Source organism: Novosphingobium profundi (genome assembly GCF_018491765.1).
Taxonomy (GTDB): Bacteria; Pseudomonadota; Alphaproteobacteria; order Sphingomonadales; family Sphingomonadaceae; genus Novosphingobium; species Novosphingobium profundi.
In genome coordinates this window covers 163,759-182,068 of the sequence record NZ_JABWCU010000010.1, presented here as the reverse complement: position 1 = coordinate 182,068, position 18,310 = coordinate 163,759, and the positions used below count along the sequence as shown (strand labels likewise).

The following is an 18,310-nucleotide window of genomic DNA, read 5'->3' as shown; positions in this document are numbered from 1 at the left end:
ATGATATGAAGACCGCGATCCGCTCCGCCCTCCCTCTCCTGGCCGTGCTGGGAAGCGCGCTGGCGCCATGCCCGGTGCTGGCGGCAGATACCGCCATTTCCGCGGCAAAGGGCGGGGCGATCGCTCCCGAGGACATCATGCGCCTCGACGACATGCGCGACATTGCCATGTCGCCCGACGGCACGCGCATCCTCTATACGGTCACCCGCCAGATGGCGACGTTCAACGCGCCGCTGCAGACGATCTGGCAGGTACCCGCCGACGGCAGCGCCCCGCCGCGCCGACTTGCCACGAGCGCGGGGATCAACAACACCCCGCGCTTCGCGCCCGACGGCGCGCATGTGGCGTTCCTGTCGGACCGGGCGAACCCACTTACCGGCACGGCGGACCTCCGCTTCGCCTTTACCACCGATGTTCCCGGCACGCGCGCCGAAGTCGGTGCCGGCAAGGCAACGCTACAGATCTGGATGATGCCGAGCGATGGGGGCGAAGCCGTTCCGCTTACGGCCTTTGCCGGCAGCGTGAGCGACTTTGCCTTCTCTCCCGATGGAAAGACGATCGCCTTCCTCGCCACCGATCCGCCAAGCGCGGCGGAAAAGGCCGACAAGGAAGCCGGACGCGACGAACAGGTCATGGATGCGACCGGGCATTTCACGCGGCTCTGGCTACTCGACCTGGCGACTGGCCGTGCCCGCCGCGTCTCGCCCGAGGGCGTGACCATCTCGCAGCTCGCCTGGTCGCCCGATGGCACGCGCATCGCCGTGCGCACCACCGACAAGACGGACATCAACACCTACTTCTATTTCGGCAACGTCGCCTTGCTCGATCCGGCGACCGGCGCCCTGGGCAAGACCCTGATCGCGCACAGCGAAGGCGAGATCCACTTCTCGCCCGATGGCACCAAGATCCTCTCGGGCATCCTGCGCACACCCGGCTTCATCGGGCTTGGCGTGCGCGTCCATGACCTGGCGAGCGGCGAGACCCACGCGCTGGCCGACGATTACGCCGGGCTGTTCACGCACATGACCTGGACCCGCGACGGCAAGGCGATCCTGGCGACGACCTTCGAGAAGACGCGTTCGCACATCGTGCGCCTGGCCCTCGACGGCACGGTCACCACGCTCGCCGACCTCGACGGGGAAGCGAGCGACCTCGAAGTGGGGCCGCGCGATCAGCTCATGGCGGTCTCGCTTTCCAGCCCGGACCGGCCGGCCGACGTCTGGACGGTGCGCAAGGGCACGTCCCGGCCGATCACCCAGATCAATCCCGAGGTCGCCAGGTGGTCGCTCGGCAAAGTCGAGGAGATATCCTGGAAGAGCAGTGTCGATGCCCGCACGATCTACGGCGTGCTGGTAACCCCTCCGGGCTACGACAAGTCCCGGAGGCTGCCCACCATCGTGCAGATCCATGGCGGGCCGGAATGGGCCTGGTGGTCGGGCTGGCTGGGCTCGTGGCACGAATGGGCGCAGATGTTGGCGACGCACGGCTATGCGGTCCTGCTGCCCAATATCCGGGGCTCGGACGGCCAGGGCACCGACTTCGCCCGCGCCGTCGGCAAGGACTGGGGTGGCGGGGACTACCAGGACATGCTCGACGGGCTCGACAGCCTCGAGGCGCAGGGCATCGCCGATCCCAAGCGCCTGGGCATCGGCGGGTGGAGCTACGGCGGCTTCATGACCGCCTGGAGCGTGACCCACACCAAGCGCTTCAAGGCGGGCGTGATGGGGGCCGCCCCGGTCGACATGGCAGTCATGGCGCGCGCCACCGACACGCCCGATTTCACCACCGGCTATTTCGGCGAGCCGCAGGCGCACCTTGCCGATCTCGACGCAACTTCCTCGGTGCGCCTGCTCGACAAGGTCGAGACCCCAGTGCTGATCCTCAGCGGAGCCGAGGACACCCGCGTCCCGCCGACCATGGCGCTCCAGTTCTACCGGGGGCTGCGCCTGCTGGACAAGCCCGCGCAGATGGTCCGCTACCCGCGCGAACCGCACTGGTTCCACGAACCCGCGCACCAGGAGGACGTGCAAAGGCGCGTGCTCGGCTTCTTCGACGCGCACCTGCGCCAATAGTCGGCGCCAAGGGTGGCAGCGCCATCCGATGCGCGTTGCCGCGCGCGGCACGAGCCCAATCGTTCCATCGGCCCCGTGCCGCGGCGCTTGGTGTTACCCGCCAAGCAGCGTTGAGCTTCACTCATCGCTGCTTGGTATAAGCCCCGCTTAGAAGCTGTAGCGGATCGTGCCCAGCACCGTGCGCGGATCGGTCATGAAGCGCGGGTTGACGACCGAGAAGCCGAAACCGGTCTGCCAGTTGATCTGGTTAAACAGGTTCTTGCCCGCGATCTGGAAGTTCCAGGGGCCGATGTCGTAGCCGACGTAGCCGTTGAAGATCTGCGTCGAATCCACAGCGCCGATGCCGGCGTTGTCGGCGGTCGAGTAGTAGGCATCGCGGAAGTTGCCGTCCGCGCCGAACTTGACCGTGCCATCGCCGAGATCGAAGTTGTAGTCGAAGCCCACCGTCGCCTGGTAATCGGGCAGGAAAGGCGGCACGTTACCCGTAAGCGAGGCGCCTTCCGGAACGTTGCGGTACTTGCCGTCGTTGAGCGCGCCGTTGCCCCAGATCTGCAGGCCGCGCACCGGCTTCCAGGCGATTTCCGCCTCAATGCCCTTGATGGTGAGATCGTAGTTCTCGATCAGGAAGCCGCCATCGCCCAGGTTGACCGATTCCTGACGGTCCTGGACCTTGTTGACGAAGCCCGAGACGGCAAGGCGCAGCGTGCGGCCAAGGTCGGTCTTGACGCCCACTTCGAAGGCGTCGGTGGTCTGCGGCTTGAAGGCGGCGGCAAGCTGCTGCGCGGTCGAGGCGAGGCCGTTGTAGCCGCCCGACTTGAAGCCGACCGAATACGAACCATAGACCAGCAGATCGGGCAGCGGCTTGAAGTTGACGCCCAGCTTGGGCGTGAACTTCTCATAGTGGTCGCGGCTGATCGCGGGATCCCCGTCGATGTCCGCGTTCAGCGCCTTGTCCTCCAGCGTGTAGCGACCGCCCGCTATGAAGGCGAGCTGGTCGGTCAGGTTGAAGGTGAACTGGCCGTACCCGGCCCAGGCGTCGGTCTTGGCGTGGAAGTTGGTGACCGAGGGGACGAAGAAGGTCGTGGTGTTGATCACCTGATCGCCGTTCTCGTGGAAATAATAGACCCCGATCACGTAGTCGATGAAGTCATCGGCAAGCGAGCCGGTGGCGTTGGTTTCCTGGCTGAACTGCCACTGCTGCGAAATGCTCTCGCGGTCCATGAGCGCGAGCGGGGTATCGCCGGACATGCCCAGCATCGAGGGGTAGACGCCGCCTGAAAAATCCTGGCGCCAGGCGTCGTCGAGCTCGGAATAGGCGGTGATCGAGGTCAGCGTGCCGCCCGGATAGTTCGCGGTCAGCTTGAGCGATCCGCCCTTCTGGGTCACGGCGGTGTAGGATTCGACCGGCGAGAGCACGGTGCGGTAGGAGCCCGAGAGCGGGGTGATCTTGCCGTCGGCATCGGTGACGGTGTTGACCGACCACTGGCCGTCGGAATCGAGGTCCATGTAGTAGAGGTTCAGGCGCGCGGTGACGTCGCTGCCCTTGTAGGCAAGGTCGAACATGCCGCCCTGGAAATCCTCGGCCCCGACCTTCTTGTCGAGCGTCGCGTTGTACTGGCGGCCACCGTCGCGCTTGCGCGCGATGCCGTTGATCGAGGCGGCCCACTTACCGTCTTCGCTCAGCGGCACCGAGAGGTAGCCCTTGACGCGGCGCTCGTTCCAGGTGCCGTAGCCCACTTGCGCGGTGCCGGTCAGCACATCGGCGGGTTGCTTGGTGATGATGTTGATGGCGCCGGCCGAGGCGTTGCGGCCGTAGAGCACGCCCTGCGGGCCGCGCAGGACCTCGATCCGCTCGATCTCGGCGAAGTCCATCAGCGCGCCCTGCATGCGCGCGTTGTAGACGTCGTTGACGTAGAGCGCGACTTCGGCTTCCGACATCACGTAGCCGCCGTCGGTGCCGCCGCCGCCACGGATATAGGCCTTGAGCCCCGCCGAACCACCGGTCACGCCGTCAAGCTTGAGGTTGGGTACGAGGCGCGCCACGTCCGTCGGCGCGAGGATCTGACGGGTCGCGATCTCCTCGGGCGTGATCGCCGTGACGCTGAGCGGCACGTCCTGCAAGCGTTGCTCGGTGCGCTGCGAGGTGACGACGATCTCGTTGAAACCGCCAGCCTGCCCGTCGTCCGATTTGCCGTCCTGCGCGAAGGCCAGCCCGGGGACCGCGGTCAGCGCCGTGGCCGCAAGCAGCAGCTTGCCGAAAGAATTGCTCATTTTTCCCTGAACCTTTTGATAAAATTGTCGAGATGCACGCGTGCAGGCGTGAGATATCGAATGTGTCTCTTCGCGCGTCAGCGGCCGCGTCGGCTTGCTGTTGAAGTTGCGTCGAATTGTCATGACTACGCTCGCGGCTCTTCGCATATCGGATAGAGCGCGGCGCCAAACACTCTTTCGCCGCAATTCGGAGCAGGCGCGCGGAGAAATGCCCGCAGGTATTCAAAGAAGCCCCTTATAGCGTGGTTGAACGGGGTTTCGCAGATCAGACGGGCGTCGTGACGGGGAGCACTGGCGGCATCGGTTCGGCCATCGTCGCCGGAATTGCCGCGCCGGGTCCCCGAGTTCGTGCGGTTCGGACGCGTCTGGACACGACGCCTGCGCCGCAAACCCGATCGCGAGGCCAAGCTCTTGCCGTGCGCGCCGCTGCAACCTCCTGGGCGCGCTGCAATATTCTCGAAATGCAACTAAGAACTATTTGCAATTAAGCGGAATCGTGACTATCGCCCGTCGCTATCGCGAATCATTCGCATCATTGTAGCAAGATCTTTGCTTGCTCGCGTCAGGGGGGAAATTGATGTCCATTTCACGTTTGCGCGCGTCGATCGCATCGGCGTCGCCAGCCTATCTCGCGCTCGGCGCCTTCGGCATGGCCGCGAGCCCGGTGCACGCCCAGTCCGCACAGGACGCGGCCACCGCATCGCCGTCGACCAACCTTGGCGGGATGACCGTCTCGAGCACCGCGCTCGAGGATGAGGACGGGGTCAAGATCGACCGCGTGGCCTCGCCCAAGTTCACCCAGCCGCTGCAGGACACCCCGCAGACCATCCAGATCATCGGGGAGGAGACCTTCCACGCGCAGGGCGCGACGACGCTGACCGAGGCGCTGCGCAACAGCCCGGGCGTCGGCACCTTCTACGCCGGTGAAAACGGCAACACCACCAGCGGCGACGCGCTCTACATGCGCGGTTTCGACACCTCGAGCAGCATCTTCGTCGATGGCATCCGCGATCTCGGCGCGATCTCGCGCGACATCTTCAACACCGAGCAGGTCGAAGTGGCCAAGGGCCCGGCGGGCACCGACAACGGCCGCACGGCGCCCTCGGGCGCGATCAACATGGTCTCCAAGCGCGCCGGCCCCGAGGCCGCGGCGCTCGCCAGCGTGATGATCGGCACCGACGGCCAGAAGCGCGCGACGATGGACGTCAACCAACCGCTCGGCGCCATTCCCAACGCGGCGGTGCGCCTCAACGCGGTGTGGCAGGACAGCGACGTTCCCGGCCGCGACCACGTCAACAACAGCCGCGTGGGCGTTGCGCCCTCGTTCGCCTTTGGCCTCGGCACCGCCACCCGCGCCTACCTCAACTTCCTCTACGTCAACCAGGACAATGTCCCCGACGGCTACGTACCCACCGTCGGCATTTCGGGCTGGGAGCCGCAGTCAGGCCTGGAGCAGCTCGTCGGCCATCCGGTCGATCCCTCGAACTTCTATGGCACCCGGCTCGACCACGACGATGTCACCGCCAAGATGGCGACCTTCATCCTCGAGCACGACCTCGCCGACAACCTCAAGCTCACCAACACCGCGCGCTGGGGCAAGACGCACCAGGACTACCTGCTGACCGCGTTCATGACGACCAACAGCAACATCACCTATACCGACGCGGACGATCTCTCCACCTACACCACCGCGCGCAGCAACCCGACCACGCGCAACGTCAGCAACCGCATCATCACCGACCAGCTCAACCTGCGCTGGGACTTCGCGACCGGCCCCGTCGAGCACGCGCTCAGCACCGGCATCGAGATCACCGGCGAAAAGCAGGTGCAACTTGCCTACAGCAGCTCGGGCTCGCTGGCGGTCGCGAGCCTCTACGACCCGGACTGGAACGACGTTGGCACTTACGCCTATTGGCTGAACGGCGCGCAGAACCGGGGCAAGACCGACACCCAGTCGTTCTATGCCTTCGATACCGCCAAGTTCCTCGACGGCGCCCTGCTGGTGACCGGCGGCATCCGCGTCGACCACTACAAGACGAGCTACTTCGCCAATGCGGTCTGCGGCGGCACCGGACGCGGCGCGGTGGCCTGCGGCGACAACCCGACCGGCACGATCATCGAGACGGCGAACCTCAGCGACAAGGGCACGCTGTTCAACTGGAAGCTGGGCGCCGTCTTCAAGCCGATCGAGAGCCTCAGCCTTTACGCCAACTACGCGCTGTCGCAGCAGCCTCCGGGCGGCGACAACTTCACGCTCAGTTCCTCCTCGTCGAGCGCGGCGAACCCCAACATGAAGCCGCAGAAGGCCGATACCTTCGAGGTGGGCGCCAAGTGGAACGCGTTCGATGGACGGCTGGCAGTCAACGCGGCGGCCTACCAGACCACCGTCAGCAACGAGATCAACAGCCAGGTGCTCGACGATGCGGGCAATCCCACGCAGACCGGCAAGCGCCGCGTGCGCGGCATCGAACTTTCGACGGTGGGCCACATCACCGAGCCCTGGTCGATCTCGGCGGGCTACACGATCCAGGACAGCAAGGTCCTCGAAGGCCCGGTCGTCACCAGCGACGGCACCGAGAACCTGACCTACACGCCGGGCGACGCGGCGACGCTCTGGACCACATACCTGCTGCCCATGGGGCTCGAACTGGGTGGCGGCCTCAAGTACAGCGACGGCCTCCACCGCGGCACCGACGGCGCGGCGGGCACGCCCAAGACGACCAAGGGCTACGTCGTCTTCGACGCCACCGCCAGCTACGCACTCACGCCTTACGCCAAGCTTCGCGTCAACGCCTACAACCTGTTCGACAAGAACTACGTGGTGGGCATCAATAAGAGCGGCTATCGCTACAACCGCGGCACGCCGCAGACCTTCCTGTTCAGCGCGGACTTTTCGTTCTGAGCCGAACCGGGATACCCCGAAGACGATGGCGGAAGGGCTCTTGCGGCCTTTCCGCCATCGGCCGTCTTTCCACCTTTCACACGGACCCTGGCTGATGCTGCTTCACATTCCCGACGTGCTGACCCGTGACGAAGTCGCGGTCTTCCGCCGCCGCCTCGACGGTGCGGACTGGACCGACGGGCGCGAGACGGTGGGCGCGCAGGGTGCGCACGTGAAGCGCAACGAGCAATTGCCCGATACCTCGCCGCTCAAGGCCGAGCTCGGGCAGGCGGTGCTGCGCGCGCTCAAGCGCTGCCCGCTGTTCTTCGCCGCCGCGCTGCCCCGCCGCATCCTGCCCCCGCGCTTCAACCGCTATGCAGGCGGCGGCGAATACGGTTTCCACGTCGATGGCGCGGTGATGATGCTCGAGGATGGCGAGCAACTGCGCTCGGACGTCTCGTGCACGCTGTTCCTCAACGACCCCGAGGAGTACGAAGGCGGCCGTCTCATCGTCAGCGACACGTATGGCGAACACGCCGTGGCCAAGCGCGCGGGCGATGCGGTGATCTACCCCTCTAGCAGCCTCCACCGGGTCGAGCCGGTGACGCGCGGGGCACGGCTGGCCTCGTTCTTCTGGATCCAGAGCCTCATCCGCGAGGATGGACAGCGGCGCACGTTGTTCGAACTCGACACCGCGATCCAGAAACTGACGCAGGACGGCGCCGACCGCGACGCGGTGGTGCAACTGACCGGCGTCTACCACAACCTGCTGCGCTCCTGGTCCGAAGTCTAGGGCGAGGGCCAGCGAGCTGTGACCGTTCGGCCTCAGGTATTCGGTCCGGCCTCGCTGGGCGGCGTGCAGGTGAAGCTTGCGGCGTTCCCGGCCTCTCCCCCGCGGTATTGCGCGTGGGCAGGATAGGGGCATAGCGGCCGCGTCTCGCTCGACGGCGCCCGGCGCTGGGCGATGATTTCCTGGGGCGCCTCGCCCTTCTCGACCCAGTCGACCATCTTCGAGAGCATGTCGAACCGCTCGAAGCTGTTGCCGCCGCCGCAATGGAGCATGCCGGGCACCATGTAGAAACGGCTGGCCTGGGTGAACGCTTTCCCGTTGTCCTTTTCGGCGCGCTGGTAATAGTCCCAGGTCGCCAGCGGCGAGAACCAGAAGTCCGACACGCCGTGGTAGAACATGATCTTGCCGCCCCGATCGAGATAGGTGTTGAGGTTCGTCCAGTAATTGGTGTCGGTAAGCCGCTGCCAGGGCGTGTTGCGGATCGCGTGGATGCGCGCGTCGAGGTCGATGCTGGTTGCGCTGTTGGGCGGGCCGAACGGCCCCGGACCACCTGTCGGAAGGTAGCCGATCGGCGTCGCCGCGATGCCCGTGTCCGCGCTCATCGGTGCATAGATGGGATAACCGGCCTTGTCCCTGGGACCGGCAAGACCCAGTTCGAGCGCCTTGACCTGCCCGGCACCCAGGCACCCTTCGGTCTTGCGACCGCCCTTGCAGAGCAGCTTTGCGGGCTGGAAATGGCATTGCGCCACGTTCTCGATCATGCCGTCCTTGAGCCCGTCGAGACCGTCGCACTGCGCGAGAATGCCCTCGACGATCGTCTTGCGGTCGGCGGGGTTGAGCACTTCGCTCATGATCGGCGTGCCGTCCGGCCCCTTGGGCGCGGCCTGGTTGAACAGGACCTGCGTATATTCCTGGCCCAGGTTGGAATCGCCCGTGCGCATCGCGGGCGCACCGATGATCACGCCGTCGAACAATTCGGGATAGCGCTGCGTTGCCAGCATGCCCTCGCGCCCACCCGTCGAGCAGCCGGTCATGTAGCTGTGCCCGATCGGCTTGCCGTAATAGGCCGCGGTGATCTTCTTTCCGAGCGTTGCGACGGTCAGCACCGAGGTCTCGGCGAAGTCCAAAGTCGCGCGCTGGTCGACCAAGAAGCTCTGGTCGAAGACCGCGCCCTTGTGGCCGCTGTCGTGCGAGATGACCGCAAAACCGCGCGCCAGCGCCGGCCTGTCACCCGCTGCGACGGGGCCAGCCGGGAATCCGACGCTGCCGTTGAGCCCGCCGCCGCCTTGCAGGAGGAAGCGGCCGTTCCAGTCATCGGGCAGCGCAATCGCGAAACCGATGCCGAATGGCTTGCCACCTGCCCCCGTGCGCTCACCGATCACGCCCTCGACCCGGCAATGGGCAGGGAGAGCGACAGCCAGTGGCGAACCGCCCGGCTGCGCCGTTCCGGCCTCGGTAACGCCGACATGCCGGACCGAAGTGAGCCGGACGTCGCCACCGAACGACGCCTTCGCGAAAGCCGCGCAGCGGGCCTCGGGAGCCTCGTCCTCGGGCCCGCGCCCCGGTGCAGCGGCCCCCAGCAGCAGGAATGCGGCTATGCCCACATGTGCGATACGCATGGATCCCCTCCCCTCCAATTCAATCGCACCCGCGAAGTGCTCCGAGGTCTGCCTTTTGAATTGCCCCGACCGGTGCTGTGTCCCGCGTTATGGGGAAAGGGTCAAGCCTGTGATCTGGCCTGTGCGAAATTTTCTATTTCGATTGCTGAATTTATTCGAATATAACGGTTATAGGCAATATGCCCTCATTACACCTCTATTTCCGTCAGGTGATTACCAAAAGGGTTTCCAGACGGCTTTCCTGGCTGGAAGCAACTCGGTCAACGGCCGGTAATATCGCCGAGCTGGACTGGGGTGAGGACACGCGTGGGGATGAAATTCATGACCGCATCGCTTTGCCACAGGAGGACGACCTTTTCGTCCGCATCTATCCTGGTAAAGTCATCCCAGACGAAATGCGTCTGCCCCTTCGCCGAGGTGAACGCGATGCCCGCATCGTTCCATTCGACGGTTGTCGTCACGTGCAGCGACTTTTGCTGCGTGTAAATCGCGCGCGACTGGCGGGGAAGCCTCAGATAGGCCGTGGCGAAAACGAAGGCTAGAAACAGCAACCAGTAGATCATGGCGATCACCGCCGCAAACACGGGGGAGCCGAAGGGCCAGATCGACGTCGAAACCGCAGCCAGCATGCCGATCGCCACCGTGCTCACGAAATAGTTCCTCCGCGCCCGCCGTGCCGTGAGCCTTGCCTTGAGGTTCAGTCGGTAGGCCGCGGTCAGATCTTCGGGCGAGGTGTCGAAGGAGGCTTTCTGCATGACCCGAGCGTGCCACCGCCCCGCTTCGGCCGCAACGCCTGTTCTCCATCTGCCTCAGCGGTGAAGTGGCCCCGCCCGCGCCGCGCCCGGCCTGGGAGGCGGGACTCTCGGCACGGACCGCATCGATCCGGTAGGCGCCCTGGCTCCGAACGATCCACAAGTCCGCAAAGCTCGGCACGATCGCCCGGTCGTCCTCGAACGAGCGCCCCGTCATCTCGTGATGATCGGCCAGCGTGGTCAGCACGTCCTCGGCTTAGTGCAGCAGCGTATCGGCATCGCGGCGGGCAGCGAGCTGCGGCGAATGGGGCAGGTTGGCGCCGGGCGGGTCGTCGAGATAGGCGCAATTTTTGCGGATCAGAGCCTCCAGCGCCTGCGCATCGGCGCTATAGTCCGCCGCGGATGGCTCGGCGCCCCCTGCAGCCCGGGTCAGGACGTCGCCCCCGGCCGTGGCAAGGATCGGACAGGCCCCGCGGCGAAGCGGCCGCCATCGCCCGTTCGCCTGGCCTGATCGATCCCTAGCCGACAGCGAAACGGGGCTACCTCCCGTTTTTAATTGATCAATGTACAATTTTGGTGTCTATCCGAATCGACAGCGCGTGGGGAGACACCCACGTCAGCTGGAAACGGTGCAAGGATCGAACATCATGTCCCACCTTCCCCTTGGCGCCCTGGCCATCCTGGGCGCGGGCCTTGCGGCCTTCAGCGCGCCCCCTGCCTCGGCCGCCGACCCCGAGCGCAATGGCCCGTCCTTCGATTGCACGCGCGCCGCATCCGAAGCCGAAAGGGCCATCTGCGCAAGCAAGCCGCTGTCCTCGCTCGATGGGCAGATCGGCATGCGTTATGCCGCCTTGCGCCGGGGCCTGGACACGTCCTCGGCGGAAAAGCTGAAGAAGGACCAGCAGTGGTTCATCGCCCGGCGCGACAGCGCGTTTGGCGATGCGCAGGCCCGCATCCCGATCCTCAAGGACCGGCTGACCTTCCTCAACGCGATCGACTGGTCCCCGCCGGCCGGGATCGAAGGGGTCTGGAGCAATCTTGCCGGCGAAATCATCGTCTCGCGCGGCCCCGACGGAAGCCTCGTGTTCTCCGCCAATGCGGTCGAGCCGACGAACGCGCGCTGGGTCTGCGAAGAAAGCGGCAAGCTGGCGACCACCAGCGTCTCGGGCTGGAACACCCTCGGTGGTGATCCGGAGGCCCGCCTTTCCTTCGCCCGCTCGGGAGCAACGCTCGAGGTCTCGGAACCGGCCGGCGTCCCCAACCCCAATTGCGGCCTCAACGGTTCGCTTGCCGGAAGCTACTTCCACACCGCCGCCTCCGCTCCGGTCGCGCGAACCAAGTGAAGTCGGCCAGAAACGGCCAAGGGCCCTTCCTCTCCAAAGGACGTGACATGAAAGTTCTTGCTTTGACGGTGCTGGCCTTCGCGGGCATTTCGGGTTGCGGCCAGGCGGCGAATTCGCTCGACCGGCAACCGGCCGGCGAGACCACGGCAACGGGTGCTCCCGAAGCCCGGCTCGCGCCCGAGGCTGCCCCCCAGCGTGCGGCACACGCCGCAGGCGCCCACCACGTCGACCTCACGGCCTATGTCGGCAAGTATCCCTTCGATGTCGTCAACGGCCATCGCTTCCTCGACAATCCGGAGGTCAAGGCCGCGATCCTTGCCGCCGTGCCGGACGCCGAGAAGCGCGCCGCCGTCGTGTTCGAAAAGGGCGGCCTCGGCCTGCCGATCAAGCAGGTGCAGGGTGGCCGCATCCTCGCCTGGGGCGGCGCCAACCACGCCGAGGACCGCTACAACTGGTCGGTCGTGCTTGCGCCCGATGGCTCTGCGCCCCAGGTCTGCATCTACGACGGGCTCGGCTACGAAGACGATAGCGCCGCCTCGCAATGGTTCGAACCGGGCCAGCCCAGCGTGATGAAGCAGGGCAAATGCCCCTCCGACGCAGAGGACTATCCGGCCGCGCAGATCGTTGCCGGGTAAGGCCCAGTCGGCAGGTTACGTCGGCAGGTTACGCCGACTGGTGCCGCTTCATGTGCAGCAAAAAGCCATGGAGCAGCTCGGTGGAAAGACCGTGCAGCATCAGTCGGAAGCCGGCGCGCAAGGTCGAGTGCGGCACCAGCGGATGGCCGTTGACGATCATCGCCAGGTGCTTCTCCTCGCCCGTCAGGCGCGCGGCGTAGAGGCCGATCGTCTCGTCGAGTTGCAGCGAGTTGGTCGCGCGCCAGAAATCGCGGTCGGTCAGCAGCATCGCATAAGCCGGCGTGTAGCACTCGATCGCGGTCTGCAGGTCGATCACGTTGAAGCGCCCTTGCGGCAGCTCCTCCAGTTCGAGATCCTCGGTGATCGCGGAAAAATCGAGCCGCTCGACCTTTCCGATCTCCGTCCCGCGACGATCCAGCTCCGCGTTGAGGCCGATCAGGTAATTGTAGATGTTGAGGTCGTGGTTGAGGAAGAGATTGGCGCGTACGTCGTCGATGCGGCGCGGCGTCATCGGCTTCAACGAGGGATGAAAACCGGGCGTCGCATTGTCCGAGATGAAGCGCAGGATCTGCGCGCCCAGATGGAAATGGCGCAGGATCAGGCGGTTCGCGTCGGGGGTGAGGAAATGCTTCATCCCGAAGGCGATGCTGGCGTGCAGGAAACGCGGGGCATGGGGCCAGCGCGGGGTCACGGTGTGGACCAATTGCGCGACGATGATCCACAGCCGCGCAAAAGGCCGCACGATCGGCAGCAGGAACTGGCGGCTGCGCGAGCGCTGGTCGCGGATCAGCGCGACCTTGGCCTCGGGCGCGATCGGCAGCGAGCGGTCCATCATCAGGGCCAGCCACGGGTCGGGATCCTCGGGATCCCAGGCGTCCAGGCCCGGAATTTCGGCCGCTGGCGCCTTGCAACTCCCTGCCTCAGACATTGTCGAGTTCTTCCAGTTGCAGCCGGTAGAGGCGCGCCACGACCTTGGCGTGGCGCGCCACCGCGCTGGCCGTGGCCTCGTCGGTCACCGCAATCGCCAGCGCCCGGTCGAACATCGCGAGGTGATCCTCGTCGTTCTCGCCATGATAGGCGAGGAAGCTGACCGCCTCCTCGCCCAGCCCCAACTGGCTGCGGATCGCCTGTGCCCAGGTGCCCGCCATGCGATTGCCCAGCCCCTCGATCACGAACATGGCGCCGAGCAGGCCGACCGGATTGGCCTGCGAGGCCGCGTGAAACATGAAGGCCGAGAGCGCCTCGGAACCGATGTTCTTGATCCCGCCCCGGATCGCCTCGCGCGAGCCGCCGGCCGCCACGTAGTTGTCCTCGAGCATGCGATAGTCGCGGTGCTCGGCGGCGGCGTGGCGGATGAACAGCGAGCGCAGTTCCTCGTGCTCGAGGTTCGAGGCCGCCCGGCTGATCCAGCGCCCGCCATCGACGACCTGCTGGCGCACGTTGAACAAGAGGCTGCGATAGTCCTCGATCCGCAACCGCCCTGAAAGCAGGCGGGCGATCACCGGGACTTGCGCCAGGGCGCTTTCGAACTCGATCCACACCCGCGCAATGCCGCGATGGGCCGCTTCGAGATGCGCTGCTTCCATCAGCTTCGTCATGCGCCTGCTCCGTCCGCCATCGTTCGTGCCGTCATGATCCCAAGGCCCTCTCCGGACCTTCGGCAGACAGGTCATGGCAAAATTATGATCGCCGTTCAATAAAATTCTGTACAGCGATCAATTCTGGCTGGCGGTAGGAAATTCAGGCGCGCGCCCCGGCGGCGGCAAGGCTCTCGCGAACGCGCGAAAGTGCCAGCGCCATCGGTTCGTGCTCGCCCATCAGCGCGAAGGAACCGTTGAGGTCAAACATGCAATGGCCGTGGACCGTCGCCACCAGCGAGCGGGCAAGGCGCGGTGCCTCGTCCTCGCGGCCGGGCGGAAGCACGGCGCGCACTTCCTCGACCACCACGTCGGTCAATTGCCCGCGCAGCAGGTCGTGTTCGGGCGGCAGGGTCACGTCGGGCGGCAAGTGATGGTCGTAAATCGCCATCCAGGCGTTGCGGTTGGTGCGCGCGAAGCCGAAATAGCCCTCGACCAGCGTCCGGATGCGATCCTCGCCGCTCGTTTCCAGCGCCTTGCGAAGATAGGCTGCCCACAGCACGAACGTGCGCGTGTTGATGGCGATGACGAGCTGGTCGTAAGTCCCGAACACGTTGTACATGGTTCCGATCGAATAGCCGATCCGTTTGGCGACTTCGCGCGCGGAAAACCGCGCAAAGCCGACATCCGCCATGTGCTTGTGCCCTTCAACGATGAGCATGTGTTCCAGCTCTTTGCGGCTGTGATCCGATCGACGACCCATATCCGGTCACCCTAGGAAATCCGCGCCAAAATGTACAGCGTCGAATTTTTAATTGATCAACGATCAATTGGTGATTAGCCCTGTCGATGAAATCTCGGGTTTCGGCGTGGCGCAGCGACTCGGACGCGAAGACCGCGAGATGCCCACGACGGAGCAATAGTGATGAACCCTCCCAGCCGTTGTCTGCTCGTTTGCGCTCTCATGCTCGGCGCCGCCGCGTACGCCGGACCGGCCATGGCCGCGGCGCCCGCCTGCCCCGGCAAGACCTTCGCCGCGTTCCTGTCGGCCTTTGGCGCCAGTGCGGACGTGCAGCGCGCCCACGTCGCCAAGGTCGTCTCCATCGGGCAGATCGACCCCGACGCCGATCCCGAACCGCGCATGGTCACCACGAACCAGCCCGGCGGATCGATCGATTTCCCGATCATGCCGCTCGCCGCCGAGCGCAAGCACGGTGGCCTCGAGATGCGCAGCACCCCCAAGGGCGGCGGCGCCTTCGAGGTCCTGCTGGCCGCGCCCGATACCGGCTACCAGTTGCGCTACCAGTTCCGGGCGGCCGGAAGCTGCTGGGAACTGGTAGCGCTGGCCGACGAGTCGATGTGAGGAGCCGGTCCTGATGCCCGCACCCGCCCGCGCCATCGCGCTTTCGCTCGTCGTCGCCGTCTCGCCCGCCGTGGGCCCCGCTCTTCCCGGAGGTCCGGCCCTCGCCGCTTCCGCCCGGCTGCCGGCTGCATTCGACGCGTTCTTTGCCGCGTTCCGCAAGGCGGTCCTCTCCGGGGACAAGGCCCGGGTGGCGAGCATGGTCGGCTTGCCGTTTCGCGATTACGCCGGCGGCGAGGTGGATCGCAGCGCAACGACCCGCGCGCAGTTCCTCGCGCATTACGACGCGATCTTCACCCCCGGCGTGATCGCCGCGATCCGCGCCAATCGCACGCGCGGCTTCGTGCCGGGTGGCGACGACGGCGAGGCGCCCGGGCCGCTCGACAAGGGCGAATTCCTCCTCGACGCGCCCAACTTCGCCGACCAGCTGGTGTTCACGCCCAAGGACGGGACTTATGTCCTGAGCCGGATACCGTTCTATTCGTGACCCTGCCCGCGAAGGAGGTGCGCAAGGCACGTCGCTTTCGCGCCTGCAGAATTGCCAAAAGAGGAGGTCATCCGTGGCCGACACGTCCCCGTCCCCGCACAGCGATGCCCCTGCCCTCGCCGCCTCGCCGCTGCGCCCCTGGGCATTCACCGTCCTGGGAGCCCTTGCCGGACTGCTGATCTTCGGCATCGTGCGGCCCGATCGCTACCTGCCCGATCAGTTGGCGATCCGTTCGGCCGGTGGGGTCTTCGTCGCCGTCTTCGCGCTGCTGCTGACCCTTCTCGACGAGCCCGCCAGACGTGTCGGAACCGTGGCCTTTGCGCTGGTCGGGGCCCTGATCGTGGGGCTTACGACATATGGTTGCGGCCCGTTCGACAGCGGCGGGGAGCCCTGGAAGGTGGCCTATGCCGCACTTGGCGTGGCCATTGCGACACCCTTGTTCCAGTCCTGGCGCGCGTCCCAGCCCGCTTCCGGCGCGCCCTCGTTCGCGATGCCCTATGAACGCGCCTACCGCTGCGCCTGGTCCGATGCGATCGTCTCGGCGGCGGCCTGCGTGTTCACCACGGTGGTCTGGATCGTGCTCTACCTGCTCGGCCAGCTCTTCGAGCTGATCGGGATTGGCCTTCTTGCCGATCTGCTGGGCGAGAACTGGGTCATGCTGACATTGACCGGCGCGGCGCTCGGGGCCGGCATCGGCATCCTGCGCGAGCGCTACGCCTTGCTCGCCACGGCCGTCCAGGCGGTCACGACGATCCTCGCGCTGCTAGCGCCCTTGCTCGCGCTGGGCCTGCTGATCTTCCTGCTGGCGGTCCCGGTGACCGGTCTTGGAGCGATCTGGGCCGCCACCCGCTCGACCAGCGGGATCGTGCTCGGCAGTATCCTGGCAGCCCTGGTTCTGGCCAACGCGGTGATCGGGGAGAGCGAGCCGGCCGCAGCGCGCCATCCGGCCTTGCGGGCAAGCGCTGCGGTCCTGTGCCTCGCGATCCTGCCGCTCAGCCTCATCGCCGCGATCTCGGTCGCCGTGCGCATCCAGCAACATGGCCTGACGCCCGACCGGCTATGGGCGGTCACCCTGACCGCGATCCTCAGCGCCTATGGCCTTGCCTATTTCGTCACGGTGCTTCGCCGCCGGCTGCAGGCGGGCGCCACTCTGCGCGAGGACAACCGTCGCCTGGCGATCGGCCTTGCCGTGCTTTCGCTCCTGCTGGCGAGCCCGCTGCTTAATTTCGGCGCGATTTCGGCCCGCGACCAGGTTGCCCGGCTCGAGCAGGGGCGCGTGGCAGCGGACCGGTTCGACTGGGGCGCCCTGCGCTTCGATTTCGGCCCTCCCGGCGAGGCAGCCGTGCGCCGTCTGGCCAAGGAGGGAAGCACGCCGGAAATCCGCGAAGCGGCCGGCTATGCGCTGAAGGAGCGCAACCGCTGGAATCTCGAAGCGGCGATCGCCCCGCCGCGCCGCCCCCCGGTCGACCCCAGCCTGGTCACGATCCTGCCGCACGGCGCGAAGCTGCCTGAAGACCTCTATCGCAAGCTGAGCGAGTTCAGCGCCTGCGACACCAACCTCAGATGCCTGGTACGCTACGACCGGGCGCACGGCGAGGCCATCATCGTGACCTCGAGCGGCACCAACCTCTATCGCCTGGAGGCGGGTCAATGGCGCTACCAGGATCGCTTTCGCACCCGCGACAAGGCCGAACTGGACACGATCGGCCGCGGCCTCAGCGAGGGCAACATCGAAGTGCGCAAGGTCGAGCGCCGGCAGGTCTTCATCAACGGCGTTCCCGTGGGCGACGACTTCGAATAGAGATCGTGGGACCGGCCCTGGCGCGTGGTCGGGCTAGTTAACGAGCCAGGGCATGATCTTGTCCGCCCCTTCGATAGGAAAGTAGGCGCCATCGAACCTGCAACCGCGCGTCGCGTCATCCTTGGGTACGACGGCGCCCTCGATCACCAGGGCGATGCCCTGACGGTGCAGGTGGACCGGGTGCCGGGGATCGGACGCGGGCGTGATCGTGATGCCCGTGGCATCTTCGCGAACGGCGCCTTCGAGCGCGCACACCGCGTCGCGCGCGCCCATAACGTTCGTGATCGACACCAGCTTGGCGCGAGGGTCGTTTTCGCGGTCCACGAGCACTTCGGTGAGACCGTTGCCCCACCCGCCGCTCAGCCCCTCTGGACCTTCGGTCTTGAGCGCGTGCAGGAAGGACAGCCGCTGCGCGCGCAGGGCTTGGGCAAGCTCCGCGCGATCCGCGTCCGTGCCTTCGCCGTCCGCAACCATCGTCTGCGCCTTTGCCATCGCCTCGCGCGTCCAGGCGGACCACATGTCCTGGTTGTCGCGCAGCAGCGTGCGTGATTGCGGATCGAGGCCCAAGTCGAGCCGGTGCAGTTCGGCCGCAATGCGCGCATCCAGAGCGGTCACCTCGGGTTCGGAGGCCACCGCAGGCTCGGCCGCAATCGCGGGAAGCGAGACCGACAGAGCTAGCGCGGCAAAGGCAATCGGTAGGCAGGGCGTCTTCATCGGATCGT

The 18,310-nt window shown here is 66.1% G+C and carries 15 protein-coding genes; 8 read left to right on the top strand and 7 right to left on the bottom strand.

Annotated elements, in window-relative coordinates:
- The first annotated feature begins 5 nt into the window (after positions 1–5).
- Complete coding sequence (locus tag HT136_RS13180; protein ID WP_214200235.1) at positions 6–2,072, top strand: S9 family peptidase; 2,067 nt, start codon at positions 6–8, stop codon at positions 2,070–2,072.
- Positions 2,073–2,219: 147 nt separating this feature from the next.
- Here HT136_RS13180 and HT136_RS13175 read toward each other — a convergent pair whose 3' ends face one another.
- A complete protein-coding gene (locus tag HT136_RS13175; RefSeq protein WP_214200234.1) occupies positions 2,220–4,343 on the bottom strand; it encodes a TonB-dependent receptor in 2,124 nt (707 codons plus the stop codon).
- A gap of 577 nt (positions 4,344–4,920) precedes the next feature.
- On the opposite strand from HT136_RS13175, the gene HT136_RS13170 reads away from it, so the two are divergent.
- Both HT136_RS13170 and HT136_RS13165 read left to right on the top strand, forming a co-directional pair.
- Entirely contained in the window at positions 4,921–7,245 is a 2,325-nt protein-coding gene (locus HT136_RS13170) for a catecholate siderophore receptor Fiu (protein WP_214200233.1), read from the top strand.
- Between the two features lie 94 nt (positions 7,246–7,339).
- Positions 7,340–8,017, top strand: coding sequence for a Fe2+-dependent dioxygenase (locus HT136_RS13165; RefSeq protein WP_214200232.1), 678 nt, complete (start codon positions 7,340–7,342; stop codon positions 8,015–8,017).
- A 32-nt stretch (positions 8,018–8,049) separates the two neighbouring features.
- Here HT136_RS13165 and HT136_RS13160 read toward each other — a convergent pair whose 3' ends face one another.
- Entirely contained in the window at positions 8,050–9,633 is a 1,584-nt protein-coding gene (locus HT136_RS13160; protein WP_214200231.1) for a tannase/feruloyl esterase family alpha/beta hydrolase, read from the bottom strand.
- A gap of 260 nt (positions 9,634–9,893) precedes the next feature.
- Complete coding sequence (locus HT136_RS13155) at positions 9,894–10,388, bottom strand: YcxB family protein (protein ID WP_214200230.1); 495 nt, start codon at positions 10,386–10,388, stop codon at positions 9,894–9,896.
- Positions 10,389–11,032: 644 nt separating this feature from the next.
- On the opposite strand from HT136_RS13155, the gene HT136_RS13150 reads away from it, so the two are divergent.
- Both HT136_RS13150 and HT136_RS13145 read left to right on the top strand, forming a co-directional pair.
- Complete coding sequence (locus HT136_RS13150; protein ID WP_214200229.1) at positions 11,033–11,728, top strand: lysozyme inhibitor LprI family protein; 696 nt, start codon at positions 11,033–11,035, stop codon at positions 11,726–11,728.
- Positions 11,729–11,775: 47 nt separating this feature from the next.
- Positions 11,776–12,363, top strand: coding sequence for a hypothetical protein (locus HT136_RS13145; protein WP_214200228.1), 588 nt, complete (start codon positions 11,776–11,778; stop codon positions 12,361–12,363).
- Positions 12,364–12,391: 28 nt separating this feature from the next.
- On the opposite strand, the gene HT136_RS13140 is transcribed toward HT136_RS13145, so the two are convergent.
- The 3 genes from HT136_RS13140 to HT136_RS13130 form a co-directional block, all read right to left on the bottom strand.
- Positions 12,392–13,291 carry a DUF6999 family protein gene (locus HT136_RS13140; RefSeq protein WP_214200227.1) on the bottom strand — a complete coding sequence of 300 codons (900 nt, stop codon included), beginning with the start codon at positions 13,289–13,291 and terminating at the stop codon, positions 12,392–12,394.
- Complete coding sequence (locus HT136_RS13135; protein WP_214200226.1) at positions 13,284–13,961, bottom strand: iron-containing redox enzyme family protein; 678 nt, start codon at positions 13,959–13,961, stop codon at positions 13,284–13,286. The genes HT136_RS13140 and HT136_RS13135 overlap by 8 nt, the downstream gene beginning before the upstream one ends.
- 142 nt (positions 13,962–14,103) lie before the next feature.
- Positions 14,104–14,661, bottom strand: coding sequence for a TetR/AcrR family transcriptional regulator (locus tag HT136_RS13130; RefSeq protein WP_246543675.1), 558 nt, complete (start codon positions 14,659–14,661; stop codon positions 14,104–14,106).
- 204 nt (positions 14,662–14,865) lie between these two features.
- On the opposite strand from HT136_RS13130, the gene HT136_RS13125 reads away from it, so the two are divergent.
- The 3 genes from HT136_RS13125 (at position 14,866) to HT136_RS13115 (ending at position 17,588) form a co-directional block, all read left to right on the top strand.
- The gene (locus HT136_RS13125) at positions 14,866–15,303 is read left to right on the top strand and encodes a hypothetical protein (protein WP_214200224.1); all 438 of its coding nucleotides are present in this window, start codon (positions 14,866–14,868) and stop codon (positions 15,301–15,303) included.
- 13 nt (positions 15,304–15,316) lie between these two features.
- Complete coding sequence (locus tag HT136_RS13120) at positions 15,317–15,787, top strand: hypothetical protein (RefSeq protein ID WP_214200222.1); 471 nt, start codon at positions 15,317–15,319, stop codon at positions 15,785–15,787.
- 73 nt (positions 15,788–15,860) lie between these two features.
- Positions 15,861–17,588: a DUF4153 domain-containing protein gene (locus HT136_RS13115; RefSeq protein WP_214200220.1), complete on the top strand. Its 1,728-nt coding sequence runs from the start codon at positions 15,861–15,863 to the stop codon at positions 17,586–17,588.
- 33 nt (positions 17,589–17,621) lie between these two features.
- Here the strand turns inward: HT136_RS13115 and HT136_RS13110 are convergent, their stop codons facing one another.
- On the bottom strand, positions 17,622–18,302 hold the full coding sequence (locus HT136_RS13110) for a hypothetical protein (RefSeq protein ID WP_214200219.1): 681 nt from the start codon (positions 18,300–18,302) through the stop codon (positions 17,622–17,624).
- Positions 18,303–18,310 lie beyond the last annotated feature (8 nt).